Raw genomic sequence first — 24092 nt, forward strand, 5'->3', positions numbered from 1 at the left:
CTCCGCCGTCGGGCCGCGTCACGGCCCGTAGATCTCCTCCACCAGGTCCTCGGCCGTGACGTGGTCCGGCGCGGCGAGGATCCACTCGCCGATCCGCTTGATCCCGGTGCCCCGTTCCAGCGCGTCCAGACAGGCGTCGGCCTCCCGCTCCGAGGCGAACTCCCAGGCCAGCACGCGGCGGATCAGCACCAGCGCCTCGGCCGGGTGCATCCGCGGCCGCTTGCCGGGCTTCGGCCGCCCGGCCGGGGCCGCCGCCAGCCGCTGCTGCTGGGCGGCGAGGTCCTGCCAGGCGCGCGCGGTGAGTGGGTGCTGCTCGCCGAGGACGGCGGCCAGCTCCGGCAGCAGGGTGCGCAGCTGGAGCACCGCGGCCTCCGGGTCGCCCCGCTCGGCCGTGTACACCGCCAGGTCGTGCCGCGCCTGGAACACCCGCGGATCGTGCGGGCCCCAGACGGCGTGCAGCTCCGGCAGCAGTTCGGCGAGCCGGCGCATCGCGCTGATCGTCTCGCCGCTCTCGCCGATGCACCGGAGCAGGTGGTAGCGGGCGGTGAGGCTGTCCGGGTCGGACGGGCCGAGGGCGCGTGCCAGGTCCTCGGCGACGGTGGACAGCAGCCGGATCGCGCCGTCCAGGTCGCCGGTGCGGCTCAGGAACCAGGCGAAGTCGCGCCAGGCGGCGAGGGTCTCGCGGTCCGCGGGGCCGAGCGCGGCCAGCGCCTCCTGGGCGAGGGCGTGGAGCAGGCCGGCGGCCTCCTCGGGCGTCGCCGCCCGGTGCGCGGCGCTCCGGCGCTCGCTCAGGGCGGAGCGGACGGTGTCGTGCGGGGTCGGCGGCACTGCGCCCTGCGGCGGCGTGGTGAGCGGGGGCAGCACGGGCGGCCCGAACACCACGGGCGGCGGCAGCACCGGTGCGAACACGACGGGCGGCGGGAACACCGGCACCGGCGGGACGAGCACCACCACCGGCCCGAACCCCGGCTGCTCGGCGGGCGCCTCCACTGCGGGCGCCTCCGTCACCGGCTCCTCCGGGCCCGTCCGCCCGGGGGCACCGCCCTCCAGCTCCGCGAGCCGCCGCTCCACCGTCCGCGCGTCCGCCGGCCGGTGCTCCGGGTCCTTCGCCAGCAGTTCGGTGACCAGTCCGGCCAGGTCCGCCGGCAGCCCGAACTCCGCCGGGTCCAGCGCCGGCGGCGGCGCGTTCAGGTGCTGGTACATCAGCACCGGCGTCGAGTCGCCGCTGAACGGCCGCGCCCCGGTGCAGAGTTCCACCAGCACGCAGCCGAAGGCGTAGAGGTCGGCCCGGCCGTCCACCCGGCCGCCGGTCCAGCGTTCCGGCGCCATGTACGCGGGGCTGCCGACGACCGTCCCGGTGGTGGTCAGCCCGCCCGCTCCGATGTCCAGCTGGGCGATGCCGAAGTCCAGCACCTTCACCGCGCCGGCGTCGGTGACCATGATGTTCTCGGGCTTGATGTCGCGGTGCACCATGCCCGCGTCGTGGGCGGCGGCCAGCGCGGAGCAGATCTGCCGCCCCCAGCGCACGCTCCGCTCCGGACCGGGCGGGCCGTCCCGGAGCACCGAGGTCAGGGTGCGGCCGGTGATCAGCTCCATCACCAGGTACGTCACCCTGCGACCGCCCAGCTCACCCTCGCCGAGGTCGTGCACCGTGACGATGTGCGGGTGCGAGAGGTTGCCCGCCGCGGTCGCCTCGCGGACGAACCGCAGCGCGGCCTTCTGCTGCTCCTCGCCGTGGTGGTTGATGACCTTCACCGCCACCGGGCGCCGCATCCGGGAGTCGAAGGCCCGCCACACCACGCCGAAGCCACCCTGGCCCAGCCGCTCGACCAGCTCGTACCGACCGTCGAGCACGTCGCCGATCATCACCCGCCCCACCCCCGCACTCGTGCCGCCTCCGCACTCTATCCACGGGACGGCCCGCTCCGGCCGTCCCTTCGTCCGCTCTTTCTCCGCCCTCCACTTCCGGCCTTCCCCCACCTCTCCCCTGCCGCGCCCGAGTGCCCTGGTGGGAGGATGGCAACGGGCCCGCGACGACGCGCGGACCGCACGCACAGCGAGGAGCGCAGTCATGGCCAAGCAGGCCCCGCAGAGCGATCCGGCGCAGGACGCCCCCCGGGTGTCCGCGCCCCAGCACGCGGCCGCCGGGCTGCCCGCGGTCGGCCACAGCCTGCGGATGGCCGCCGAGCAGATGGGTGCCCGCCGCACCCTCAGCACCCTGCTCAAGGTCAACCAGCCCGACGGCTTCGACTGCCCCGGCTGCGCCTGGCCCGAGCCGGGCAAGACGCACACCGCCGAGTTCTGCGAGAACGGTGCCAAGGCCGTCGCCGAGGAGGCCACCGAGCGCCGGATCCGCGCCGAGTTCTTCGCCGCGCACCCGGTCGCCGAGCTGGCGGAGCGCTCCGGCTACTGGCTCGGCCAGCAGGGCCGGCTCACCGCGCCGATGTTCCTCGACGAGGGCGCCACCCACTACACCCCGATCTCCTGGGACGACGCCTTCGCGCTGATCGCCGAGGAGCTGCGGGCCCTGGACACCCCGGACGGCGCCGCCTTCTACACCTCGGGCCGGACCAGCAACGAGGCCGCGTTCGCCTACCAGCTGTTCGCCCGCCGGCTCGGCACCAACAACCTGCCGGACTGCTCCAACATGTGCCACGAGTCCTCCGGCTCGGCACTCACCGAGACCCTCGGGGTCGGCAAGGGCAGCGTCAGCCTCAAGGACCTCTACCAGGCCGATCTGATCATCGTCGCGGGCCAGAACCCGGGCACCAACCACCCCCGGATGCTCTCCGCCCTGGAGCGGGCCAAGCGCGCCGGCGCCACCATCGTCAGCGTCAACCCGCTGCCCGAGGCCGGTCTCGAGCGGTTCAAGAACCCGCAGCAGGCCCGCGGACTGGTCGGCCACGGCACCAAGCTGACCGACCTCTTCCTGCAGATCCGGCTCGGCGGCGACCTCGCCCTGTTCCGCGCCCTGAACCAGCTGATCCTGGAGAAGGACGCCGTCGACCACGCCTTCGTCGCCGAGCACGGCCACGGCTTCGAGGAGTTCGCCGCCGAGGCCCGGACCACCTCCCGCGAGGAGGTGCTCGCCGCCACCGGCCTGCCCTGGGAGCAGATCGAGGAGCTGGGCCGGATGGTCCTCGCCTCCGAGAAGGTCATCGTCTGCTGGGCGATGGGCCTCACCCAGCACAAGCACTCGGTGCCGACCATCCGCGAGGTGGTCAACTTCCTGCTGCTGCGCGGCAACGTGGGCCGCCCCGGCGCCGGCGTCTGCCCGGTGCGCGGCCACAGCAACGTCCAGGGCGACCGGACGATGGGCATCTTCGAACGCCCGTCCGCCGCGTTCCTGGACGCGCTCGGCCGAGAGTTCTCCTTCGAACCGCCGCGCGAGCACGGCTTCGACTCGGTCGACACCATCCGGGCCATGCGGGACGGCCGGGTCGGCGTCTTCTTCGCGATGGGCGGCAACTTCGTCGCCGCCACCCCGGACACCGAGGTCACCGAGGCGGCGATGCGCCGCTGCCGGCTGACCGTGCACGTCTCCACCAAGCTCAACCGCTCGCACGTGATCACCGGCGCCCGCGCGCTGATCCTGCCCACCCTCGGCCGCACCGACCGGGACATCACCGCCCACGGCGCCCAGTTCGTCAGCGTCGAGGACTCCATGGGCCAGGTCCACTCCTCGCGCGGCGGCCTGCGCCCGCCGGCCCCCGGCCTGCTGTCCGAGGTCGCCATCGTCTGCCGCCTCGCCCGCGCCGCCCTCGGCCCGCAGGACACCGTGCCGTGGGAGGACTTCGCGAACGACTACGACACCCTGCGCGACCGGATCGCCCGGGTCGTCCCCGGCTTCCAGGACTTCAACGACAAGGTCCGCCGCCCGGGCGGCTTCACCCTCCCGCACGGCCCGCGCGACACCCGGACCTTCCCGACGGCGACCGGCAAGGCCAACTTCACGGTCAACCCGCTCACCGCGCCGGAGGTGCCGGAAGGGCGGCTGCTGCTGCAGACGCTGCGGTCGCACGACCAGTACAACACCACCATCTACGGCCTCGACGACCGCTACCGCGGCATCCAGGGCGGGCGGCGGGTGGTGCTCGTCAACCCGGCCGACGGCGCCGATCTGGGCCTTGCCGACGGCCAGTACGTCGACCTGGTCAGCGAGTGGAAGGACGGCGTGGAGCGCCGCGCCCCGCACTTCCGCGTCGTCCACTACCCGGTGGCCCGGGGCGGCGCGGCCGCGTACTACCCGGAGACGAACGTGCTGGTGCCGCTGGACTCCACGGCCGACATCAGCAACACGCCGACCTCCAAGGCCGTGGTCATCCGCTTCGAGGCCGACAGTGGAGCCTGATCCCACGGTTCTCCACCCGATGCCGGAGCAGCCCCGCGTGGTGCTGCTCCGGCCGCTGGTGAAGTCCCCGCTGATCGAGGTCGGGGAGTTCACGTACTACGACGACCCGGACGACCCGACGGCGTTCGAGACCCGCAACGTGCTGTACCACTACGGGCCGGAACGGCTGGTCATCGGGCGGTACTGCGCCCTGGGCACCGGCGTGCGCTTCATCATGAACGGCGCCAACCACCGGACGGACGGGCCGTCGACCTTCCCGTTCCCGATCATGGGCGGCTCGTGGGCCGATTCCTTCGACCTGCTCACGGATCTCCCCAACCGGGGCGACACGGTGGTGGGCAGTGATGTGTGGTTCGGCAACGGCGTGACGGTGATGCCCGGCATCCGCATCGGCCACGGCGCCATCGTCGCCACGGGAAGCGTGGTGACGGCGGACGTCCCGGACTACGCGGTGGTCGGAGGCAACCCGGCCCGGGTGATCCGCTCCCGGTACAGCGAGGACGAAATCGCCCGCCTGCTGGCCGTGGCCTGGTGGGACTGGCCGGCCGAGCACATCACCGCGCACGTAAGGACGATCATGTCCGGCACCGTCTCGGAACTGGAAGCCGCCGCCCCGGAGTAGGAAGTCGGCCCGACCGATTTCTCACTCGGCCACCCGCTTTCATCCGGCTGCCCCTCGCTCGCTTCGAGCGAGGGGCCACAAGAAGCTAACCGTGGTGGTCGAGTTCTCCAGCCTTGATGGCGTGGAGGAGGGCGGTTGCGGCGGCAGGGGTGACACGGAGGATGGTCTCGCCGTAGTCGGACTCGCGGAACTCGACTACCTCGACACCGGCCCGGACCTCGACACACTCGTTGCTCGAGGCACTGCGACTGGACTTCTGCCATGCGCCGTTCGCCATGATCGCTGTTCACTTCCTTCTTACAGACTGGATGAACCAAGTCGGAACAGGTTGACCAATCAGTGACTGGACGCCTGCTGCAAGAGGCAACATGGTGTTCAGGCTATGGAGGCGCGGAGCAGGAATTCGGCGACTCCGACCACCTACTCCCCGGCCTGCGGGCGGCTGCTCCCTCGCTCGGGCCGAGCGAGGGAGCAGCAAGATCAGACGTGGCGGTCGAGTTCGCCGGCCTTGATCGTGCGGAGGAGATCGGCGAAGACGGCGGGGTCTGCTTTGAGGACCAGGCCAGGCGCATCGGATTCTCGGAGCTCAACTGCCTCGGCGCCAGCCCGGACCTCGACGCACTCGTTGTTCGCCGCGCTGTAACTGGACTTCTGCCATATTGCGTCAGGCATAGCTGGCCTCTATTTCTTTCATGAGGGAACGGATAAAGTCGCGCGATCCGCCCTCGGAGAGCGCAGTGGAGTCCAGCCGGTCGAAGATGATCCGCTGCTTAGCCAGATCTGCCGGAGAGTCGAAGAAGAGCGTCCCCTGTGACACGTCCATCTGAACAGTGTCCAGCTCGGGCACCAGCCCCTTGGCGAAGGTAAGGTTCTCGCCGGATCCCGGGAAGGTGTCAAGCGCGAACGGCACCACCCGAACAGAGATCCCCGGCCGAGTGGAGTCCTCAACCAGAGCCTCAAGCTGCTGAGCGAGAACCCTCGGACCCCCGAACTGCATACGCAGAGCTGCTTCATGGACATACGTCCGCAACGGCGTCCTGCCGGAGCGGACGATCTGCTGCCGCTGGACCCGGAAGGCAGTCCTGATGTCGATCTCGGTTCGGGACAACGGCGGATAGATTCGCGTGAAGACGGCAGAGGCATAGGTGCCGGTCTGCAGAAGCCCCGGAATATAGGTAGTGGTGCAGATGGCGATCTCCTGAGCGTGCGCCTCGACCTCAGCCACCTCCAGGAAGTCCGTCGTCAGCACCTCGCGATAGTTCTCCCACCAGCCCTTTCCACGTTCACCGATGATGCTGCCAAGCGCGTCGATCAGCGGCCGGTTGGCACAGTTGCAGGCAGCAGCGATGGTGTTCAGCCGCTCGGCGCTGATGCCGATCCGCCCGGATTCCATTTGCGTCACCTGGGCAGGGCTCATTCCTACGGCACGGCCGAGTTGGGACCCGCCGAGGCCTGCCTGCTCTCTCATCCTCCGCAGCTCCGTTCCGAGCCTGCGTTGACGGACGGTCGGGTTCGGGCGTGGAGGCATGGCTTCCTTCCGGGGCGCGGTCGGGCCAAGTGTGCCGCGCCGTTCGGGCGACGGTCCACCAGAGTGCGATGTTCCAGCCGCCGTTACCCCTCACGGGTGAATATCTCGCGAGCGTAAAAATTAGATACTGCAGTGGGCTATGGTCTGCATCACAGCGATCCGACGGGTCGTCAGTAATGCCTGTTCATCCGGGCAGTAGGCGCATGCTGCCCTCTTGCACCGCAGAGCAGCCAGTCCGGGCTGGCCTCGTTCACGGTGACGCGTCCGTCGACGCTCCCTCTCCCTCGCCCTCCCCCTGGAGGTTCGCCATGCGTGCCTGCAACCCGCCCGACTGCTCCGCCGTCCGGGCCGAACTCCGCTCCCTCCTCCGCACCGCCGGGTGGCCGCCGGACAGCATCGCCGACGCCGAACTCGCCTTCCAGGAACTGTTCGTCAATGCGTGGCAGCACGGAGGCTGCCCCGCCCCGGCCGTCCTGGTCTGCCTGCGGCCGAGCACCCTGCGCGTCGCCGTCTGCGACGACTGCCCCGAGCTGCCCGAACCCCGGATCTCCGCCGACCCCTACGCGGTCTCCGGGCGCGGACTCCACCTCGTCCGCGCCCTCGCCGACCGCCTCGGCGTCGACCCCACCAAGACCGGCAAGGTCGTCTGGTTCGAACTGGACTTCGCCGCGTGAACACCCCCATCGACCCCCACGACCGCATCCTGCGCACCTACACCGAACCCGAGGTCACCGCCCTCCTCCGTGAACTCCACGAACGCGGCAGACCCCTCGGCCTGCGCTGGGGCTCCGCCGCCGTCTCGGACCCCACCATCGACGGCCGCCTCCTCGTCGACTTCGGCGACGCCCCCGTCTCCACCCTCCTCAACCTCCTCACCCTGCTGCGCGAGGTGACCCGGGAATGAGCACCTTCCTCGTCGGCGCCGCCTTCACCGTCCTCCTCGCCCTCGCCATCGCCACCGTGATCACCGGCGTCGTCACCGCCCTCAGGATCGGTCCGCCCCCACCCCCGATCACCCGCCACGGCCACTGGGAACCCCACACCCACCCCGACGGCACCACCGAACACACCTGGACCCCCCACCAGCCCGACCCCGACAATCCACAGCCCCACTGACCCCAGAACCGCACCCCAGCGGTTGCCCCTTGCAGCCAGCAAGGGGCAACCGGAAAAGACCCCGGAGTGGAAAGTCGGCGGCACCGACTTTTCACTCCAACCAGCCTCGACCTCACCCGATCGCACCGAGGAACAGCGGGTCATGAGTGGCTGCCCCTCGCTCGGGCCGAGCGAGGGGCAGCCTGAGCTGGAGATGGATCGTGGTGCGGGCAATCGACTGCTCCGACTTCCCGCACCGCACTGGCTCGGGGGAAGTGGCGATCAGTTGTAGAGGCCCAGGAACCCGGTGATCAGCTCGGGCGGGTTGGCGGCCACCGTGGCCTCTTCCTCCCAACCTGGGCAGTCCATGTCGAACACCACCACCGGCAGCGGGCGGCCGAAGATCCGCTCCACCTCGCCGCTCTCGTTCAGCCGGCGGGCGAGGTCGATCACGCTCGCGTGGAAATGCCGCCGCAGCCCGTTCGCCCTGGCGGCCACCGCGGGGTCGTCCAGGCGTCGGTCCAGGTCGAACGGGCCGTCGTACCAGAGGCCGAGGCGCCCCGCCTCCGCCTCCCACAGCGCGCCGCCGGCCTGGTCCTCGGGCACGTTGCCGAGCCGGTCGAAGCCGTCGAGGATCCAGTGGGCGTAGAACCATCGGGCCTCGTCCCGGTCGGACTCCGCCGCCGCCTGGTACTGGCTCTCGGTGTTGTGGCCGATGTCGACGTACGGGCGCCGGTCGTCGGCGTCCACCCGCCAGATGTTGAGCGCGAGGACGTAGACCTCGGCCCTCACCGGCTCGGGCAGGCGTTCCAGGATGCCCGTGCTCGCCCGCAGCAGATGCGCCCCGAACGTCTCCACCCCTGTCATGGGGCGAGCCTCCCACGCGACCGCACCGGCAAAGGCGGCAGGGCCGGACTCCCGGAGACCTCCGGGAGTCCGGCCCTGCCGAGAGGTCAGTGCTGGTTCGGCGGGAGGGTGCCCGTGCTGGTGCCGGAGGCCGTCGCCGACGCGGTACCGGAGGCCGTGGCCGCGGCGGAGCCCGAAGCGGTGGGCGAGCCGGTGCCGGTCGGGGTCGAGGTCGGGGTGCCCGTCGGGGTCTCGGTGGGCGTGCCGGTCGGGGTACCCGTGGGCGTGCCGGTCGGCGTCCCGGTGGGCGTACCCGTCGGTGTCCCGGTCGGCGTACCCGTGGGCGTGCCCGTGGGCGTGCCCGTGGGCGTACCCGTCGGAGTCCCGGTCGGCGTGGTGGTCGGCGTGCCCGTCCCCGGGTCGGTCGGCGTCCCGGTCGGCGTCCCCGTGGGGGTGCCGGTCGGGGTGCCCGGGTTGGACGGGTCGGGCGTGCCCGGCGTCGGCGTACCCGGCACGGGCGTGCCCGGAGCGGTCGGCGTGCCCGGCAGGGCCGGAACGACCGGCGGGACCACGGTGCCCTCGGGAACCGGCGGCTGGTTCAGCGGGCTGGACGCGATCGGCGTGACCGCGTCCCAGCCGGCCGGCAGGTCCGGCACCTTCCAGGTGCCGCCCGCCTCGTCGGCGGCGCCGCTCGGGTCCGGCCGGACGGCGCCGAGGATCGGGTTCGCCCCGATCGGCCCGACCTTGACGTACGAACCCGGCCGCGGCGCGTGCACGACCAGCCCGCCGCCGATGTACATCGCGACGTGCGTGGCGCCCTCGAAGTAGATGACGAGGTCCCCGGGCCGCATCTGGTTCAGCGGGATGTGCTGGAGCTGCGCCCACTGCTCCTGGCTGGTGCGCGGGATCGGCTTGCCGGCGTGCAGCCACGCCTGCGAGGTGAGCCCGGAGCAGTCGAACACGTCCGGCCCGGCCCCGCCCCACACGTACGGCTTGCCCAGCTGGGCGAGCGCGAAGGCGACGGCGGCCCGCCCGGCCAGCGAGGGGGTGCGCTCGCCCTGGCCGAGCACACCGGAGGCGAGGAAGGCGAGCTGGGCCTCGTCGGCCTTGGCCTTCTCGACCTGCTCCAGTTCGGCGCGCTGCGCCCCGGTGAGCGAGGAGACCAGCTGCTCGACGGCGGCGAGGTCGGCGGCGACCTTCGCCTTGGCCGCGTCCTGCTGGCTGACCAGGGTCTGCGAGGTGCCGAGCGCCTCCTCGTTCTGCTTCTTCAGCACGCCCAGGGCGTCCCGGTCGGAGGTCAGCTTCGCGAGGAACTCGTTCTGCGAGCGGCTGGCGGTGGCGAGCAGCTCGGCGATGGTGACGGCCTCGTACGGGTCCTTGGAGAGCAGCAGCTCGGCGTAGGCGGACGCGGCGCCATTGCGGTACTGGGCGGCGGCGAGCTGGGACGCGATGTCGGTGCCGGCGTCGACCTGCTTCTCCTGGCGCTCCAGCTTGGACTTGAGCTCGGCGAGCGAGGCCTGCTGCTCGGTGACCTTGGTGACGGCCGCGTTGTACTGCTCGGTGGCGGCCTCGGCGCCCTGGTAGAGCGAGTGCAGCTGGTCCAGCAGCGGGCCGAGGGTGGCCTTGGCGGCCGCCAGCGGGTCGCCGCCGGGGTCGGTCACCGGCGCGCCGGGCGCGGTGGTGCCGGGGACCGGCTGTGCGGGGTCGGCCCAGGCCGCACCCGCGGCCAGCGGCAGCGCGAGCGCGGCGGCCGCGAGGACCGCGCCGCAGCGCAGTGCGGCCCGTACCCAGGCCGGCTGTCCGCCGCCGCGGCTGCCCGCCCGTCGTCCGTCCGTCGGTTCCGCCCGTCGTACGCCGCCGCCCATGGGTCCCGCCCTCCCCGCCCGTCCCTGCTCCGGGGTCCCCGGACCTCCGCAGATCCTGCCATGGGTTACTCGCCGGAAACAGACCGCACCCGTACGGCTCGATGAATTTTTCGCCCCGGCTGTGAGACAGCTCTCAGCAAAACGGGCGAACCGGGCGGATCTCCACTAATGTCCAGCTCAGCGCGGTCGCGGACACCCTGCGGAAAGGTCTCGGCCACCCCCGAGTCACCATCGGAACCACGATTCCGACACCTGTTCACCTTCCGTTCATCCAGCATCCCTACGGTCGCGAACGACGCCAACGTCTGTGCGACAACTACGACGATTGTTTGGGTATGGAACACATCTCGTTCCTGGTGGCCGTTGTGATCATCACGGCGCTCGCCTTCGACTTCACCAACGGGTTCCACGACACCGCCAACGCGATGGCCACCTCCATCGCCACGGGAGCCCTCAGGCCGAAGGTCGCGGTCACCATCGCGGCCGTCCTCAACTTCGCGGGTGCGTTCCTCTCCGTGAAGGTCGCCACCACCATCTCCGGCGGCATCGTCAACGAGAAGGCGGGCATCCATCCGGAGATCATCTTCGCCGCACTCGCCGGCGCGATCCTCTGGAACCTGCTGACCTGGCTGCGCGGTCTGCCGTCCAGCTCGTCGCACGCGCTCTACGGCGGCCTGATCGGCGCCACCGTGGTCGGTGTCGGCGTCAACGGCGTCAACTTCGACACTGTCGTCAGCAAGATCCTCATCCCGGCCGTCGCCTCCCCGCTGGTGGCCGGCCTGGCCGCCTGGGGCGCCACCAAGCTCGCCTTCGCGATCACCCGCAAGAGCAAGGACGAGGCCGTCGGCAAGGGCTTCCGCACCGGCCAGATCTTCTCCTCCTCGCTGATCTCGCTGGCGCACGGCACCAACGACGCCCAGAAGACGATGGGCATCATCACCCTGACCCTGGTCTCGGTCGGCGCCCTGCCGAAGGGCGCGCTGCCCCCCACCTGGGTCATCGTCTCGGCCGGCGCCGCGATCGCGATCGGCACCTACATGGGCGGCTGGCGGATCATCCGCTCGATGGGCAAGGGCCTCGCGGACATCACCCCGCGCCAGGGCTTCGCCTCCGAGTCGGCCGCCGCGACGGTCATCCTGACCTCCTCGCACATGGGCTTCGGCCTCTCCACCACCCAGGTCTGCTCCGGCGGCATCATGGGCGCCGGCCTCGGCGGCCCGAAGGCCGAGCTGCGCTGGGGCATGGTCCGCCGCATGGTCTACACCTGGGGCCTGACGCTGCCCGCCGCCGCCACCGTGGGCGGACTCGCGGCCTTCCTCGCCGAGCAGGGCAACTGGGGCGTGGCGCTGGTCGGCGTCGCCCTGGTGGCCGGCTCGGGCGCGATGTGGGTCATCTCCCGCCGCCAGCCGGTCGGGGCGGACAACGTCACCTCCGACGACGTCACCGAGGTCGCCGACGTCACCCCGGTCGAGGTCGGCCCGGCCGCGCCCGCCACCCCGACCCCCGCCTCGACCACGGTCGCGGCCTGACCGCCGCCGGCTGAGGAGCTCGAAACACCATGCACATCAAGTGGAACGCCCTGGCCCAGACCGCAGGTGTCAGCTTCGGCGTCACCGTCGCCGTCGTCGCCGTCTTCGCACTCGGCATCCTGGCCCTCTCCCGCCGCGAGGCCTCGCTCACCGCGCAGCGCGAGGCGGCCGGACCGGGCGCCCCGGCGAACGGCGGCCGACTGGCCCTGGCCGGCGCCTACGCCTGCTTCGCCGTCTGCGGCGCGGCCGTCCTCTACGGGCTGTCGCTGATCGCGGGCAAGTAGCCGGACCGCGCGGCCCCGCACGAAACGGCCGGAGGGCCGGGAGTGGATCACCACTCCCGGCCCTCCGGCCGTTTCGGTACCGGCGTCCGACGCCCCGACGGCGTGCCGGACACCCGCCCGGGCGTCGGGCGGACAACCGGCGGGGGACGGCCGTCGCGGGGACGACCGGCACGAGGACGGCCGGCACGGGGACGGCCCCGGGCGCCGGGCGGACACGTGCCAGGACCGCGGCCGCGCACCCGTACGACGCAGCGGACGCCCGCCCGGCGATCGGGCAGGCGTCCGCACGACCGGACGGGCATCCGTACGGAACCGGCGCCCGTCCCGGGATCAGTCCTGAGCGGTGCGCAGCACCGTCTCCCGCACGAACAGCACCGTGACGAAGGCCAGCAGCGCGAACGGCGCCGCGACCAGGAACACCACCCCGACCCCGTGCCCGAAGGCGTCGGTGACCAGCGGCACCAGCGGCGCGGGCAGCTTGTGCAGGTCCGGGATGCCGCCGCCGAGCGCGCCGCCGGGGACCGGGACGTGCGCGGCGGCCAGGTTCTCGGCGAGGTAGTGGCCGACCCGGTTGTTCATCAGCGCGCCGAGTGCGGAGACGCCCATCGCGCCGCCCATGGTGCGGAAGAAGGTGACCACCGAGCTGGCCGCGCCGAGCTCGGCGCGCGGCACGGTGTTCTGCACGGCGAGCACGAGGTTCTGCATGGTGAGGCCGAGACCGATGCCGGTGACCGCCATGTAGACCGAGAGCAGGCCGTAGGCCGTGTCGGCCCGGGCGGTGCCGAGCAGGGCGAACCCGACGGCGAGCAGCAGGGTGCCGGCGACCAGGTAGGCCTTCCAGCGGCCGTACTTGGTGATCAGCCGGCCCGCCACGGTGGAGGAGACGGCCAGGCCGAGGATCATCGGCAGGGTCATCAGGCCGGCCACCGTCGGGGACTTGTCCCGGGCGAGCTGGAAGTACTGGCTGAGGAACGTGGTGGCGCCGTACATCCCGATCCCGACCAGGACGCTGGCCAGCGCGGACAGGGTGACCGTCCGGTGCCGGAACAGGTGCGGCGGGATGATCGGCTCGGCGGCGCGGCGCTCGACCACCACGGCGAGGGCGCCGAGCAGCAGTCCGCCGCCGACCATGGCCGCGGTCTGCCAGGAGAGCCAGGCGTAGTTCTTGCCGGCCAGGGTGATCCAGATCATCAGCAGGCTGACCGCGCCGGTGATCACCAGGGCGCCCAGGTAGTCGATCCGGACCTTGCGCCGGACCACGGGCAGCTTCAGGGTCCGCTGCAGCACCAGGATGGCGGCCAGCGCGAACGGGATGCCGACGTAGAAGCACCAGCGCCAGCCGAGCCAGGAGGTGTCCACGATGACGCCGCCGATCAGCGGGCCGCCGATGGTGGCGAGGGCGAAGACGGCGCCGAAGTAGCCGCTGTACCGGCCGCGCTCGCGCGGCGGGACCATCGCGGCCAGGCAGATCTGGGCGAGCGCGGTGACTCCGCCGGCGCCGATGCCCTGGAGCGCGCGGCAGGCGATCAGCTGGCCGGTGTTCTGGGAGAAGCCGGCCAGCGCGGAGGAGGCGATGTAGATCACCAGCGCGATCTGCAGCAGCAGCTTCTTGCTGGCGAGGTCGGAGAGCTTGCCCCAGATCGGGGTGGAGGCGGTGAGGGTGAGCAGGGTCGCGGTGATCACCCAGGTGTAGGCGGACTGCCCGCCGTGCAGGTCGGTGAGGATCCGGGGCAGCGCGTTGGAGACGACGGTCGACGAGAGCACGGCGACGAAGAGGCCGAGCAGCAGGCCGGAGAGCGCCTCCATCACCTGCCGGTGCGTCATCGGTTGGTCGGTGTCGGCGGCGGCTCCGGTCGTGGCGGTCGGGGTGGCGGTGGCGGTCATCGAGGTCCTTCGGGATAGTTGCCTGACACAACCATAGGCCGAGATGGTTGACTTGGGCAACATTCTTCAAGAACAAGTAAAGCCCGGACCGACCCTCGGCCCGGGCTCCCGGCAGACCGCTCGGACTTCCACGCACCCACGCACCCGCACACCGCACGTCCGCACACCCGCGCACCCGCGCACCCGGGCGCTCAGGCGCTCGGCACGGCCGCCTCGCCCACCACGTCGTTGAAGCGGTGCAGCAGCTCGGCGAAGCGGACCACGTCCTCCTGCGACCAGTCGGCCATCAGCTCCCGCACCCGGCCCATCCGGGCGTCCCGGGCCGCCAGGAACCGCCGCCGGCCGTCCTCGGTGAGCGACACCAGCGCCGAACGGCGGTCCAGCGGGTCCACCTCCCGGGCCAGCAGGCCCAGCTCCTCCAGCGCCCGGATCTGCCGGCTGACGGTCGCCTTGCCGACGGCGAAGTGCACCCCGACATCGGTCACCCGCACCGGCCCGGCCTGCTCGACATGGGCCAGCAGGCTGTACGCCATGCCCTCCAGCTGCGGATGGACCCGCCGGGACAGCTCCGCCACCCGGGCCCGGCCCCGCCGGAACAACACCCCGACCTCGCGCTCCACGGCCAGCAGGGGCTGCTCGTCGCGCTCCTCGTTCGGCACCTTCACCGCGCCAGTATCCCGCAGCCCGCCCGGGGCACTGCGGCGCGGGAGAAACACGGAGGAAACTAGTTCATGCTATTAAGTATCCGGTTTCCCCCGATACACAAGGAGATGTGCATGACCTCCGCCCCCGGGCAACAGGCAGGGCAGGAACCCACACCGGAGCCGGCGCGGGCATCGGCCCCGGAGCCGCGGAAGGGCTTCGCCGCCGAGCTGAAGGGCGCGGTCACCCCGCGCGCGGCGATGCTGGTCATCGGCGTGCTGCTGCTCCAGCTCGGCTTCGTCACCTCGTACGTGGGCGCCCTGCACCACCCCACCCCGCACGAGCTGTCGATCGCGGTGGTCGCCCCGCCGCAGGTCGCCCCCAAGTTCGTCCAGGGCCTGGAGTCCGTCCCGGACCAGGCCGTGAAGGCCGTCACCGCGCCGGACGCGGAGACCGCAACCGAGCAGATCAAGGACCAGAAGGTCTACGCCGCGCTGGTGGTGGACCCAGCCTCCACCGAGGACGTGCTGCTGGTCGCCAACGCGCGCGGCCCGTCCGCCGCCCGGGCCGCCGAGAGCATCGTCACCGGCCTGGAGAAGACCCAGGGCCGCACCGTGAAGGTCGAGGACGTGGTGCCGCTCGCCAAGGGCGACGCCAACGGCCTCTCCTCCTTCTACCTGGTGATCGGCTGGTGCGTCGGCGGCTACCTGGTCGCCTCCATCCTCGGCGTCAGCGCCGGGGCGAAGCCCGCCAACAGCAACCGGGCGGTGATCCGGCTCGGCACGCTGGCGCTCTACTCGGTCGCGGCCGGCATCGGCGGCGCGATCATCGTCAAGTCGGTGCTGGACGCGCTGCCGGGACCGTTCTGGTCGATGTCCGCCGTCGGCGCGCTGGTGGTCTTCGCGGTGGGCGCGTTCACCATGGCGCTGCAGTGCCTGTTCGACATCATCGGCATCGGCGTCGCGGTGCTGCTCTTCGTGGTGCTCGGCAACCCCAGCGCGGGCGGAGTCTTCCCGCCGCCGCTGATGCCGCCGTTCTGGCGGGCGATCGGGGCCTGGTTCCCGAACGGCGCGGGCACCGACGCCACCCGCTCCGTCGCCTACTTCGACGGCAGCGCGCTGACCCGGCCGCTGCTCGTCCTGCTCGCCTGGGCCCTGGCCGGGATCGCGGTGACCTTCGCCGCCGTCCTGCGCCGGCCCTCGCACCGCAGCCGCGAACTCGTCGAGAGCTGACCGCCGCCGGCCCTCAGGCCCCCGGCCGGCCCGGATCGGCGAGCACCGACCGGACCACGCCCGCCGCGGCCCCCAGCAGGGGGCCGCGGCGGCCCAGCCGGGAGACCGTCAGCCGCTCGTCCGCCCAGGGACGGACGGTCACCCGGGCGGCCAGCTCGGCCCGCATCGCGGGCAGCAGCCAGGGCGCCAGCTGCGCGTAGCCGCCGCCCAGCACCACCTCCGCCGGGTCCAGCAGGTTGACCGCTCCCGCCACGGCGATCCCCAGCGCGGCCCCGGCCCCGGCGAGCGCCCGCCGCACCTCCTCGTCCCCGGCCCCGGCCCGCTCGGCGAGCAGCGCCACCCAGTCGCCCCGGACGCCCTCGAGACCGGCCGCGCGCAGCACCGCCGCCTCCCCCGCGTACTGCTCCAGACAGCCGTGCGCCCCGCAGGCGCAGCGCGGACCGTCCGGATGCACCGGGACGTGCCCCAGCTCGCCCGCGAAGCCGCGCGCGCCGCGCAGCAGCCGCCCCTCGACCACGACCGCCGCGCCGATCCCGGCCTCGGCGCAGACGTGCAGGAAGTCGGACGGTCCGCCACCGAGCCAGCGTTCGGCGAGCCCGCCCAGGTTGGCCTCGTTGTCGGCCCGCAGCGGCAGCTCGGCCAGCTCCCCGGCGCCGGCGGCGCGCAGCGCGAGCCGCAGCTCGGCGGCGAGCGGCACCTCCTCCCAGCCCAGGTTGGCGGCCCGCCGGAGCAGTGCGCCGTCGATCCCGACCAGTCCGGGCACCGCCAGGGCCAGCCCGGCCGGGCGCGGTCCGGCCTCGGCGGCGGCGCGGCAGACGAGTTCGGCGAGGTCGGCCATGACGGCGGCGGGGCGCCGGCCCCGGTTGCGGACCTCCTGGCGGTGCCAGGCGCGGACCTCGCCGCGCAGGTCGACCACGCAGGCGCCCAGGTGCTCCACCCCGATCTCGGCGCCGAGGCCGCCGGGGCCGTCCGGGTTGAGTCCGAGCGCGGTGCCGGGGCGGCCGACCTTGCCGCTGGGTGCGGCCGGGCCCTCCTCGACCACCAGTCCGGCTCCGATCAGCTCCTCGGCGAGCGAGGAGACCGCGGCCCTGGTCAGCCCGGTTCCGGCGGCCACCTCGGCGCGCGAGCGCGGGGCGTGCGCGATCACACCGAGCACCAGCGCCAGATTGGCCCGGCGCATCCCCTGCTGGCTCGCGGGCCCGGTCGGGGCGCCGTCCGTCTCACGCATCACCCTCACCCGCTCCCGCCGCGGCTACTGCCCCTCCGAGCCTAGGGCCCCGACGCCCGCGGGGCTTCCCGCCCCGGCCTCCTCCACCCGGGTGAAGACCCAGCGCTGCATGGCCCAGAAGCGGAACAGCATCGCCACGAAGGTGCCCAGCACCATCCCGCTCAGGAAGTCGGCCAGCTCCTGGGTGAACGGGCTGACCCAGGGCTCGCGCAGGTCCAGCAGGTAGCGCGAGGCGATCAGCGGCAGGTCGTTCACCGCCACGGCCACGGCGCTCACCAGGACGAACAGCAGAGGCTCGCGCCGGCGCCAGGAGGAGCGGAAGGACCACCGCCGGTTGAGCAGGTAGGAGACGACGGTGCCGACCACGGTCGCCACGGTGAGCGCCAGCACCGGCTTCCTCGGCATGACGGTGAACCGCAGCGCGTAGTTGATCAGCACCGTCAGGGCGAAGCAGCCGCTGCCGACCAGGAGGAACTTCACCAGCCGCCGGTGCCGGACCAGGGCCGGACGGACCCGGCCCGGTACCCGGGCCAGGGCGCGCTGGGTGAGGGACGGCATCTTCGCAGTCTGGCACGGCGCACGGAGCCCGTCCCGTCCGGCGGACCGGGCGGGACGGGCTCCGTGCGGGGGCCGGGACCGGGGCCGGGGAAGGGGCCCCGGCCCCGGCGGACCGGGTCAGGCGACGGCGGCCAGCACCTCGGCGGGCTCCAGGGCCAGCCGCAGCACCTCCCGGACGTCGGCCACCGGGTGCACGGTCAGCCGCGCCAGCACCTCCGCCGGGACGTCGTCCAGATCGGCCTCGTTCCGCCTGGGGATGATCACCGTGGTGACCCCGGCCCGGTCGGCGGCGAGCAGCTTCTGCTTCACCCCGCCGATCGGCAGCACCCGCCCGGTCAGCGACACCTCACCGGTCATCGCCACGTCGGTGCGCACCTTGCGCCCGGAGAGCAGCGAGGCCAGCGCGGTGGTCATGGTGATGCCGGCGCTCGGCCCGTCCTTGGGGACGGCCCCGGCCGGGACGTGCAGGTGCACGCCGCGGTCGCGCAGCGAGGTGACCGGCAGTTCCAGCTCGGCCCCGCGCGAACGCAGGTAGGAGAGCGCGATGTGCGCGGACTCCTTCATGACGTCGCCCAGCTGGCCGGTCAGGGTCAGGCCGGTGCCGCCGGTCTCGGCGTCGGCGAGCGAGGCCTCGATGTAGAGGACGTCGCCGCCGGCCCCGGTGACCGCCAGGCCGGTCGCCACCCCGGGCACCGCGGTGCGGCGCTCGGCGGGCTCCTGGGCCGCCTCCGGCACGTGGTGCGGCCGGCCGATCAGGGCGCGCAGCTCCTGGGCGCCGATCGCGGCGGGCAGCTCCCGCTCCCCCAGCTCGGTCTGCGCGGCGACCTTGCGCAGCACCCGGGCGATCGCCCGTTCGAGGTTCCGGACGCCGGCCTCGCGGGTGTACTCGCCCGCCAGCTTCCGCAGCGCCGGCTCGTCGACCGCGACCTCCTCGTCCTTGAGCCCGGCCCGCTCCAGCTGGCGCGGGAGCAGGTGGTCGCGGGCGATGACGACCTTCTCGTCCTCGGTGTAGCCGTCCAGGCGGACCAGCTCCATCCGGTCGAGCAGCGGCTCGGGGATGGACTCCAGCACGTTGGCGGTGGCGAGGAAGACCACGTCGGAGAGGTCCAGCTCGACCTCCAGGTAGTGGTCCCGGAAGGTGTGGTTCTGCGCCGGGTCGAGCACCTCCAGCAGGGCGGCGGCCGGGTCGCCCCGGTAGTCCGAGCCGACCTTGTCGATCTCGTCGAGCAGCACGACCGGGTTCATCGAGCCGGCCTCCTTGAGGGCCCGGACCAGCCGGCCGGGCAGCGCGCCGACGTAGGTGCGCCGGTGACCGCGGATCTCCGCCTCGTCCCGGACGCCGCCGAGCGAGACCCGGACGAAGCTGCGGCCCATGGCACGGGCCACCGACTCTCCGAGCGAGGTCTTGCCGACCCCGGGCGGGCCGACCAGCGCGAGCACCGCGCCGCCCGCCCGCCGCCCGCCGCTCTTCGGGGCGACCGTCCCGACCCGGCCGTCCTGCTCGCCCGCGGCCGCCTGCCCCGCGGCCGCCTGCCCCGCGGCCGCCTGCTCGGCCCGGCGCTTGCGGACGGCCAGGTACTCGACGATGCGGTCCTTGACGTCGGCCAGGCCGGCGTGGTCGGCGTCCAGCACCGCGCGGGCGCCGGCGATGTCGTAGCTGTCCTCGGTGCGCTCGTTCCAGGGCAGCTCCAGCACGGTGTCCAGCCAGGTGCGGATCCAGGAGCCCTCGGGCGACTGGTCGCTGGCCCGCTCCAGCTTGTCGACCTCCTTGAGGGCGGCCTCGCGGACCTTCTCCGGGAGGTCGGCGGCCTCGACCCGGGTGCGGTAGTCGTCCTCCTCGTCGGCCGGGTCGCCGTTCAGCTCGGCCAGCTCCTTGCGGACGGCCTCCAGCTGGCGGCGGAGCAGGAACTCCTTCTGCTGCTTGGCGACGCCCTCCTCGACGTCCTTGCGGATGGTGTCGTTGACCTCCTCCTCGGCGAGGTGGTCGCGGAGCAGGCCGAGCGCGTACTCCAGTCGCGCGACCTGGTCGGCCTCCAGCAACACCTTGAGCTTCTGCTCGGCGGTGACGAAGGGCGCGTAGCCGATGTTGTCGGCGAGTTCGCCGACGCCCTCGATCGCGGCCACCCGGTCGACGATCTGCCAGGCGCCGCGGCGGCGCAGCCACTGGGTGGAGAGGCTCTTGTACTCCTTGACCAGCTCGGCGGCCCGGCCGGCCACCGGGGTGCCGACGGAGGACTCGCGGAACGGCGTGGTCTCCACCCAGAGCGCGGCGCCCGGGCCGGTGGTGCCGACGCCGATCCGCACCCGGCGCACCGCGCGGACCAGCGCGGCCGGCTGCCCGATCCCGTTCGGGCCGTCGGCCAGTCGGCCGACCTGTTCGACGGTGGCGAGGGTGCCCGCCGCCGCGTAGGAGCCGTCCACCCTCGGGACCAGCAGCACCTGGGGCTTCCCGGCGGTGCCGGTGGCGGCGGCGCGCGCGGCCTCGACGGCGGCGCGGACCTCGGCGTCCTTGAGGTCCAGCGGGACGACCATGCCCGGCAGGACGACCTCGTCGTCGAGCGGCAGCACGGGCAGGGTGAGCGGTGTGGACGTCGATGCCATGATCTCTCCCCAGTCAGTGAACTTGAGTCGACCTGACTAAGGCTTAGCGGCCGCCGGATGTTCCCCTCCAGCTGTTCGCCGTGAGCGAACAGAACGGCGTCGGCGCGGCCCGTCGCGGGGCCGTCAAAAAGACCCGGTGGGCGGACCGGGAAGCGGTCCCACCGGACGGCCCGGGGAGCACCCGCCGCCGCGCGGACCGGCGAGCGGCCCCTCCCGGCGAGCGGGAGCGACTCCGGCGCGCGGACTCAGGAGCGGCCCGGCCACACGGGCCCGGGCGCGGCCCGGCGGGCCGGGGACGCGGGCGCCGGCCGGGAGGACAGCTCGGCGGGCAGGCCGAACGGGGCACGGCGCGGCCGGTGCCCCTCCCAGCGGCGCAGCCACCGCCACAGCGCCACCCCGACCAGCAGCGCCACCGGATGCCCGACCCCGGTGACGAGGTCCCGGTCGGCGGCGATCTGGTCGGCGATCATCGCCACCGCCAGCGCGAGCGCGACCGCGCGCCCCGCCGGCCGGAGCAGCCCGGCCAGCCCGCCGAGGCTGGCGAGCACGCCGTAGCTGACACCGATGTCGAGGTAGTCCATGGCGGCCGGCTCCAGCCGCCCGCTCGCCACCGCGACGACGACCACGCCCTGGGAGAGCAGGGTGGCGGTGATGTGCCCGGCCGCGAACACGACGGCCGCCCGGCCGGGGCCGACCCGGCGCTCCAGCGGTGCGACGGTGAGGGCGAAGGCCCAGAGGTAGGGCATCCAGACCGGCCCGGCCACCCAGAAGCCGCTGAACAGCAGCGCACGCAGCGGATGCTGCAGCAGGTTGTGCCCGTCCGAGCTGGACGCCTCCTGGAGCCGGAGCACGAGCTCCGGGTCGGCCAGCCCGGCGAAGGTGGTGGTGGCGCCGACCACGGCGAGGTAGCCGAGGGCGAAGGGATTGCGGCGCAGGGTCGGCACCCGGGCCAGGATCCAGTCGACCGCGCCCGTCCGCAGACCGGCCCGGAGCATCCCGTAGGGCGGCCCGCCGCGCCCGGCGGGCACCTGCCGCTCCGTCATGCCGCCTCCGCTCCAACGCCCGCAGCCGTCACCCGCGCGTGTCCAACGTACCGGCGCGTACCGGAAATCCCACCCCCACGAATTTGTCGTGGCCACGGTACGTCCGGTGCCTGGGAGTCCGCTGGGAGAACGCCGTGAGGATCCGGGGTCCACAGAGGTCCGCATTGGTCCAGACCTTCCCTCCCTTTCGGGACCGCTTTCCGCCCTGACCGGCGGCTTGGCGTCAACTCATGTGCATACGTACCGTTACGGAGTGAAAAAACGCCGGGTAAGGTATCGGCCCGTGCCCACTTCCCGGTGGGCCCGAAAGCCGGTCCGACAGTCCGGCCCGCGGGCCGGAAATGTCCGGTCCACCTGCCGGGAATCACCTGCGGTCCGTACGCTGCGAGGTGTACGGGAGACGGAGAGCGGCCCACGCCCTCGCCGTCGCCCGCGCACGCGACGGGACGGCGGACCCGGCACAGTCCACGACGGAACAAGACTACGAAGCGGAGCCTTCGCCATCCCCACAGGTGGCCGGCCCGCAGCCCTGGGGGCGGTGGCGTGACCGTGACAGAAATTCAGCAGGACAACCAGAACACCGGCGGCACGGTGAGCAGCCAGCGCAGAGTGCTGGTGGTGGAGGACGAACCCACGATCGCCGAGTCGATCGCGGCCCGGTTGGGCGCGGAGGGCTTCAAGGTGGCGGTGGCCCACGACGGCCCCGGCGCCGTCGACGGCTTCCACACCTGGCAGCCGGACCTCGTCGTCCTCGACATCATGCTGCCCGGCTTCGACGGCCTCGAGGTGTGCCGCCGGATCCAGGCCCAGCGCCCGGTGCCGGTCCTGATGCTCACCGCGCGGGACGACGAGACGGACCTGCTGGTCGGCCTCGGCGTCGGCGCCGACGACTACATGACCAAGCCCTTCTCCATGCGCGAACTGGCCGCCCGGGTCAACGTGCTGCTGCGCCGCGTCGAGCGCGCCCAGCAGGCCGCCCGGACGCCCGCGCTGGGCAGCCTGCGCTTCGGCGAGCTGGAGATCGACCACGTGCAGCGCCGGGTCCGGCTGGCCTCGGGCGACGTCCACCTGACGCCGACCGAGTTCGACCTGCTCGCCTGCCTGGCCGCCCAGCCGCGCGCCGTGCTCACCCGTGAGCAGCTGCTGGCCGAGGTCTGGGACTGGACGGACGCGTCCGGCACCCGCACCGTCGACAGCCACGTCAAGGCACTGCGCCGCAAGATCGGCGCCAGCTGGATCCGCACCGTGCACGGTGTCGGGTACGCGCTGGAGGCCCCGCTCTCGTAGCGGCACCACCCTCGGACACCGGGCCGCCGGGGGGCCCGCTGTCCCGAACCGCCGTGCGGCGGACCCATGCGGGGGACCACAGGACCAATGACCTTTCCACAGCAACGCAACGGGGACATCGACGGCGGTCGGCCGCCCACCCTGGCCGCCCGCGCCGCGAAACGGGTCTGGGCCGACATCCGGCCGCTCGACCCGGTCCGCTCCATCAAGGGCAAACTCGCCCTCCTGGTGATCGTCTCGGTCTTCCTGGCCACCGGCATGGTGGTCGTGGCGATCCGGTCCGAGACCCAGATCCGGATCATCATGATCTTCTCGATGATCGCCTCGCTGCTCTTCATGCAGTTCCTCGCGCACGGGCTGACCGCCCCGCTGCGCGACATGACCGCCGCCGCCCGCGCGATGGCCTCCGGCGACTACAGCCGCCGGGTCGAGGTGAACTCGCGGGACGAGATCGGCGAGCTCGCCGCGACCTTCAACCAGATGGCCTCCGACCTGGAGGCCGCCGACCGGCACCGGCGCGAGCTGGTCGCCAACGTCTCGCACGAGCTGCGCACGCCGATCGCCGCACTGCGGGCCGTGCTGGAGAACGTGGTCGACGGCGTCGTCCAGCCCAACCCGGCGACCCTGGGTGCCGCGCTGGAGCAGACCGAGCGGCTCGGCCGGCTGGTCACCCACCTGCTCGACCTCTCCAAGATCGACGACGGTGTGGTCGACCTGGACGCGCGCCCGTTCGAGGTGCGCGAGTTCCTGGACGGCGTGCTGCGCGGGGTCACCGTGGACGGCGCGACGGCCGGCGGGGCCTTCTCCCGGCGCGGCGACGTCCGGCTCGCCCTGGAGGTCAGCCCGGCCGGGCTGACCGGCGTCGCCGACACCGAACGGCTCCACCAGGTGGTGGCCAACCTGGTCGACAACGCCTGCAAGCACTCCCCGCCCGGCGGCACCGTGACGGTGCGGGCCAGGCCCGACGAGGGCCCCGGGGCCCTGCTGCTGGAGGTCGAGGACCAGGGTCCCGGCATCCCGGCGGCGGACCGGGCCAGGGTCTTCGAGCGGTTCGGCCGCAGCGGCACCGCGACCGCGGCCGGCCCCGGCGCCGACGGCGGGACCGGCCTCGGCCTGGCCATCGCCCGCTGGGCGGTGGACCTGCACGGCGGGCGGATCGAGGTGGCCGAGGCCGAGCGCGGCTGCCGGATCGAGGTCCGGCTGCCCGGCCCGCGCTGACGTCCGTCCGCGTCGTCGGTCCGACCCCGGACCGACGACGCGGACGGACGTCGGCACCGGGACGCGGGCGGACCCTCGGCACCGGGACGGATGTCACAGATCCGACACAGTGCACAAACAGGACCTGCGCCCCGATTTGTCCGTATTTGGCATCCTTTGGATGGCGATCGGAAGCGGTCGGTTCCCCGCCGATGTGGCTTTCTAACGCACATTTCCAGCCAAACAGCAGGTCAGGACTGTGATCTGGGCGACGCCTGCCCCCCGGGGACTGCGCGATCA

At 72.9% G+C, this 24092-nt stretch carries 22 protein-coding genes; 10 read left to right on the forward strand and 12 right to left on the reverse strand.

What is annotated here, in order from left to right; all coding sequences use genetic code 11:
* Positions 1 to 18: 18 nt before the first annotated feature.
* Positions 19 to 1866 carry a protein kinase gene (locus ACIPYS_RS10625; protein WP_400745323.1) on the reverse strand — a complete coding sequence of 616 codons (1848 nt, stop codon included), beginning with the start codon at positions 1864 to 1866 and terminating at the stop codon, positions 19 to 21.
* Positions 1867 to 2071: 205 nt separating this feature from the next.
* On the opposite strand from ACIPYS_RS10625, the gene ACIPYS_RS10630 reads away from it, so the two are divergent.
* Positions 2072 to 4351, forward strand: coding sequence for an FdhF/YdeP family oxidoreductase (locus ACIPYS_RS10630; RefSeq protein WP_400745325.1), 2280 nt, complete (start codon positions 2072 to 2074; stop codon positions 4349 to 4351).
* Between the two features lie 19 nt (positions 4352 to 4370).
* Positions 4371 to 4973 (forward strand): CatB-related O-acetyltransferase, encoded by a 603-nt coding sequence (locus tag ACIPYS_RS10635; RefSeq protein ID WP_400745327.1) that lies wholly within the window; start codon positions 4371 to 4373, stop codon positions 4971 to 4973.
* Between the two features lie 85 nt (positions 4974 to 5058).
* Here ACIPYS_RS10635 and ACIPYS_RS10640 read toward each other — a convergent pair whose 3' ends face one another.
* From ACIPYS_RS10640 to ACIPYS_RS10650, 3 genes are all read right to left on the reverse strand, one after another.
* On the reverse strand, positions 5059 to 5250 hold the full coding sequence (locus tag ACIPYS_RS10640) for a DUF397 domain-containing protein (protein WP_400745328.1): 192 nt from the start codon (positions 5248 to 5250) through the stop codon (positions 5059 to 5061).
* Between the two features lie 203 nt (positions 5251 to 5453).
* Positions 5454 to 5645, reverse strand: a complete 192-nt coding sequence (locus ACIPYS_RS10645) for a DUF397 domain-containing protein (RefSeq protein ID WP_400745329.1) — start codon at positions 5643 to 5645, stop codon at positions 5454 to 5456.
* Positions 5638 to 6501 carry a helix-turn-helix domain-containing protein gene (locus ACIPYS_RS10650; RefSeq protein ID WP_400745331.1) on the reverse strand — a complete coding sequence of 288 codons (864 nt, stop codon included), beginning with the start codon at positions 6499 to 6501 and terminating at the stop codon, positions 5638 to 5640. Before ACIPYS_RS10650 ends, ACIPYS_RS10645 begins: the two co-directional genes overlap by 8 nt.
* 308 nt (positions 6502 to 6809) lie before the next feature.
* Here ACIPYS_RS10650 and ACIPYS_RS10655 point away from each other — a divergent pair, with 308 nt between their 5' ends.
* Genes ACIPYS_RS10655 through ACIPYS_RS10665 form a run of 3 tightly spaced genes read left to right on the forward strand, consistent with a single transcriptional unit; the run spans position 6810 to position 7617 of the window.
* Positions 6810 to 7175: an ATP-binding protein gene (locus ACIPYS_RS10655; protein ID WP_400745332.1), complete on the forward strand. Its 366-nt coding sequence runs from the start codon at positions 6810 to 6812 to the stop codon at positions 7173 to 7175.
* Positions 7172 to 7405, forward strand: a complete 234-nt coding sequence (locus ACIPYS_RS10660) for a hypothetical protein (RefSeq protein ID WP_400745333.1) — start codon at positions 7172 to 7174, stop codon at positions 7403 to 7405. The genes ACIPYS_RS10655 and ACIPYS_RS10660 overlap by 4 nt, the downstream gene beginning before the upstream one ends.
* Positions 7402 to 7617, forward strand: a complete 216-nt coding sequence (locus ACIPYS_RS10665; RefSeq protein WP_400745334.1) for a hypothetical protein — start codon at positions 7402 to 7404, stop codon at positions 7615 to 7617. The genes ACIPYS_RS10660 and ACIPYS_RS10665 overlap by 4 nt, the downstream gene beginning before the upstream one ends.
* Before the next feature lie 261 nt (positions 7618 to 7878).
* Here ACIPYS_RS10665 and ACIPYS_RS10670 read toward each other — a convergent pair whose 3' ends face one another.
* Positions 7879 to 8463: a hypothetical protein gene (locus ACIPYS_RS10670; RefSeq protein WP_400745335.1), complete on the reverse strand. Its 585-nt coding sequence runs from the start codon at positions 8461 to 8463 to the stop codon at positions 7879 to 7881.
* 86 nt (positions 8464 to 8549) lie between these two features.
* Positions 8550 to 10307: an NlpC/P60 family protein gene (locus ACIPYS_RS10675; protein WP_400745336.1), complete on the reverse strand. Its 1758-nt coding sequence runs from the start codon at positions 10305 to 10307 to the stop codon at positions 8550 to 8552.
* Between the two features lie 335 nt (positions 10308 to 10642).
* On the opposite strand from ACIPYS_RS10675, the gene ACIPYS_RS10680 reads away from it, so the two are divergent.
* Together ACIPYS_RS10680 and ACIPYS_RS10685 are read left to right on the forward strand one after the other, a co-directional pair.
* The gene (locus ACIPYS_RS10680; RefSeq protein WP_093860560.1) at positions 10643 to 11836 is read left to right on the forward strand and encodes an inorganic phosphate transporter; all 1194 of its coding nucleotides are present in this window, start codon (positions 10643 to 10645) and stop codon (positions 11834 to 11836) included.
* 29 nt (positions 11837 to 11865) lie between these two features.
* On the forward strand, positions 11866 to 12120 hold the full coding sequence (locus tag ACIPYS_RS10685) for a hypothetical protein (protein ID WP_093860561.1): 255 nt from the start codon (positions 11866 to 11868) through the stop codon (positions 12118 to 12120).
* Positions 12121 to 12450: 330 nt separating this feature from the next.
* Here ACIPYS_RS10685 and ACIPYS_RS10690 read toward each other — a convergent pair whose 3' ends face one another.
* Positions 12451 to 14004, reverse strand: coding sequence for an MDR family MFS transporter (locus tag ACIPYS_RS10690; protein ID WP_231978582.1), 1554 nt, complete (start codon positions 14002 to 14004; stop codon positions 12451 to 12453).
* Between the two features lie 191 nt (positions 14005 to 14195).
* The gene (locus ACIPYS_RS10695; RefSeq protein ID WP_231978583.1) at positions 14196 to 14669 is read right to left on the reverse strand and encodes a MarR family winged helix-turn-helix transcriptional regulator; all 474 of its coding nucleotides are present in this window, start codon (positions 14667 to 14669) and stop codon (positions 14196 to 14198) included.
* Positions 14670 to 14780: 111 nt separating this feature from the next.
* On the opposite strand from ACIPYS_RS10695, the gene ACIPYS_RS10700 reads away from it, so the two are divergent.
* Positions 14781 to 15878, forward strand: coding sequence for an ABC transporter permease (locus ACIPYS_RS10700; protein WP_400745337.1), 1098 nt, complete (start codon positions 14781 to 14783; stop codon positions 15876 to 15878).
* 13 nt (positions 15879 to 15891) lie between these two features.
* On the opposite strand, the gene ACIPYS_RS10705 is transcribed toward ACIPYS_RS10700, so the two are convergent.
* The 4 genes from ACIPYS_RS10705 to ACIPYS_RS10720 form a co-directional block, all read right to left on the reverse strand.
* A complete protein-coding gene (locus ACIPYS_RS10705) occupies positions 15892 to 17106 on the reverse strand; it encodes an ROK family transcriptional regulator (protein ID WP_093860563.1) in 1215 nt (404 codons plus the stop codon).
* 24 nt (positions 17107 to 17130) lie between these two features.
* Positions 17131 to 17664: a GtrA family protein gene (locus ACIPYS_RS10710; protein ID WP_093860564.1), complete on the reverse strand. Its 534-nt coding sequence runs from the start codon at positions 17662 to 17664 to the stop codon at positions 17131 to 17133.
* A 117-nt stretch (positions 17665 to 17781) separates the two neighbouring features.
* Positions 17782 to 20265, reverse strand: a complete 2484-nt coding sequence (gene lon, locus ACIPYS_RS10715; RefSeq protein ID WP_400745338.1) for an endopeptidase La — start codon at positions 20263 to 20265, stop codon at positions 17782 to 17784.
* Positions 20266 to 20510: 245 nt separating this feature from the next.
* On the reverse strand, positions 20511 to 21308 hold the full coding sequence (locus tag ACIPYS_RS10720) for a rhomboid-like protein (protein ID WP_093860566.1): 798 nt from the start codon (positions 21306 to 21308) through the stop codon (positions 20511 to 20513).
* 549 nt (positions 21309 to 21857) lie between these two features.
* Here ACIPYS_RS10720 and ACIPYS_RS10725 point away from each other — a divergent pair.
* Both ACIPYS_RS10725 and ACIPYS_RS10730 read left to right on the forward strand, forming a co-directional pair.
* On the forward strand, positions 21858 to 22595 hold the full coding sequence (locus ACIPYS_RS10725; protein ID WP_093864899.1) for a response regulator transcription factor: 738 nt from the start codon (positions 21858 to 21860) through the stop codon (positions 22593 to 22595).
* A gap of 87 nt (positions 22596 to 22682) precedes the next feature.
* Positions 22683 to 23813 (forward strand): cell wall metabolism sensor histidine kinase WalK, encoded by a 1131-nt coding sequence (locus ACIPYS_RS10730; RefSeq protein ID WP_093860567.1) that lies wholly within the window; start codon positions 22683 to 22685, stop codon positions 23811 to 23813.
* The last annotated feature ends 279 nt before the right edge of the window (positions 23814 to 24092 follow it).

Source organism: Kitasatospora sp. NPDC089913 (assembly GCF_044748625.1).
Lineage (GTDB): Bacteria > Actinomycetota > Actinomycetes > Streptomycetales > Streptomycetaceae > Kitasatospora.

Excerpts from the sequence above, each read along its gene's own strand:
- ACIPYS_RS10625 (WP_400745323.1), bottom strand. The coding sequence starts at position 1,866 with ATGATCGGCGACGTGCTCGACGGTCGGTACGAGCTGGTCGAGCGGCTG.
- ACIPYS_RS10630 (WP_400745325.1), top strand. The coding sequence starts at position 2,072 with ATGGCCAAGCAGGCCCCGCAGAGCGATCCGGCGCAGGACGCCCCCCGG.
- ACIPYS_RS10635 (WP_400745327.1), top strand. The coding sequence starts at position 4,371 with ATGCCGGAGCAGCCCCGCGTGGTGCTGCTCCGGCCGCTGGTGAAGTCC.
- ACIPYS_RS10640 (WP_400745328.1), bottom strand. The coding sequence starts at position 5,250 with ATGGCGAACGGCGCATGGCAGAAGTCCAGTCGCAGTGCCTCGAGCAAC.
- ACIPYS_RS10645 (WP_400745329.1), bottom strand. The coding sequence starts at position 5,645 with ATGCCTGACGCAATATGGCAGAAGTCCAGTTACAGCGCGGCGAACAAC.
- ACIPYS_RS10650 (WP_400745331.1), bottom strand. The coding sequence starts at position 6,501 with ATGCCTCCACGCCCGAACCCGACCGTCCGTCAACGCAGGCTCGGAACG.
- ACIPYS_RS10655 (WP_400745332.1), top strand. The coding sequence starts at position 6,810 with ATGCGTGCCTGCAACCCGCCCGACTGCTCCGCCGTCCGGGCCGAACTC.
- ACIPYS_RS10665 (WP_400745334.1), top strand. The coding sequence starts at position 7,402 with ATGAGCACCTTCCTCGTCGGCGCCGCCTTCACCGTCCTCCTCGCCCTC.
- ACIPYS_RS10670 (WP_400745335.1), bottom strand. The coding sequence starts at position 8,463 with ATGACAGGGGTGGAGACGTTCGGGGCGCATCTGCTGCGGGCGAGCACG.
- ACIPYS_RS10675 (WP_400745336.1), bottom strand. The coding sequence starts at position 10,307 with ATGGGCGGCGGCGTACGACGGGCGGAACCGACGGACGGACGACGGGCG.
- ACIPYS_RS10680 (WP_093860560.1), top strand. The coding sequence starts at position 10,643 with ATGGAACACATCTCGTTCCTGGTGGCCGTTGTGATCATCACGGCGCTC.
- ACIPYS_RS10685 (WP_093860561.1), top strand. The coding sequence starts at position 11,866 with ATGCACATCAAGTGGAACGCCCTGGCCCAGACCGCAGGTGTCAGCTTC.
- ACIPYS_RS10690 (WP_231978582.1), bottom strand. The coding sequence starts at position 14,004 with ATGACCGCCACCGCCACCCCGACCGCCACGACCGGAGCCGCCGCCGAC.
- ACIPYS_RS10700 (WP_400745337.1), top strand. The coding sequence starts at position 14,781 with ATGACCTCCGCCCCCGGGCAACAGGCAGGGCAGGAACCCACACCGGAG.
- ACIPYS_RS10705 (WP_093860563.1), bottom strand. The coding sequence starts at position 17,106 with ATGCGTGAGACGGACGGCGCCCCGACCGGGCCCGCGAGCCAGCAGGGG.
- ACIPYS_RS10710 (WP_093860564.1), bottom strand. The coding sequence starts at position 17,664 with ATGCCGTCCCTCACCCAGCGCGCCCTGGCCCGGGTACCGGGCCGGGTC.
- lon (WP_400745338.1), bottom strand. The coding sequence starts at position 20,265 with ATGGCATCGACGTCCACACCGCTCACCCTGCCCGTGCTGCCGCTCGAC.
- ACIPYS_RS10720 (WP_093860566.1), bottom strand. The coding sequence starts at position 21,308 with ATGACGGAGCGGCAGGTGCCCGCCGGGCGCGGCGGGCCGCCCTACGGG.
- ACIPYS_RS10730 (WP_093860567.1), top strand. The coding sequence starts at position 22,683 with ATGACCTTTCCACAGCAACGCAACGGGGACATCGACGGCGGTCGGCCG.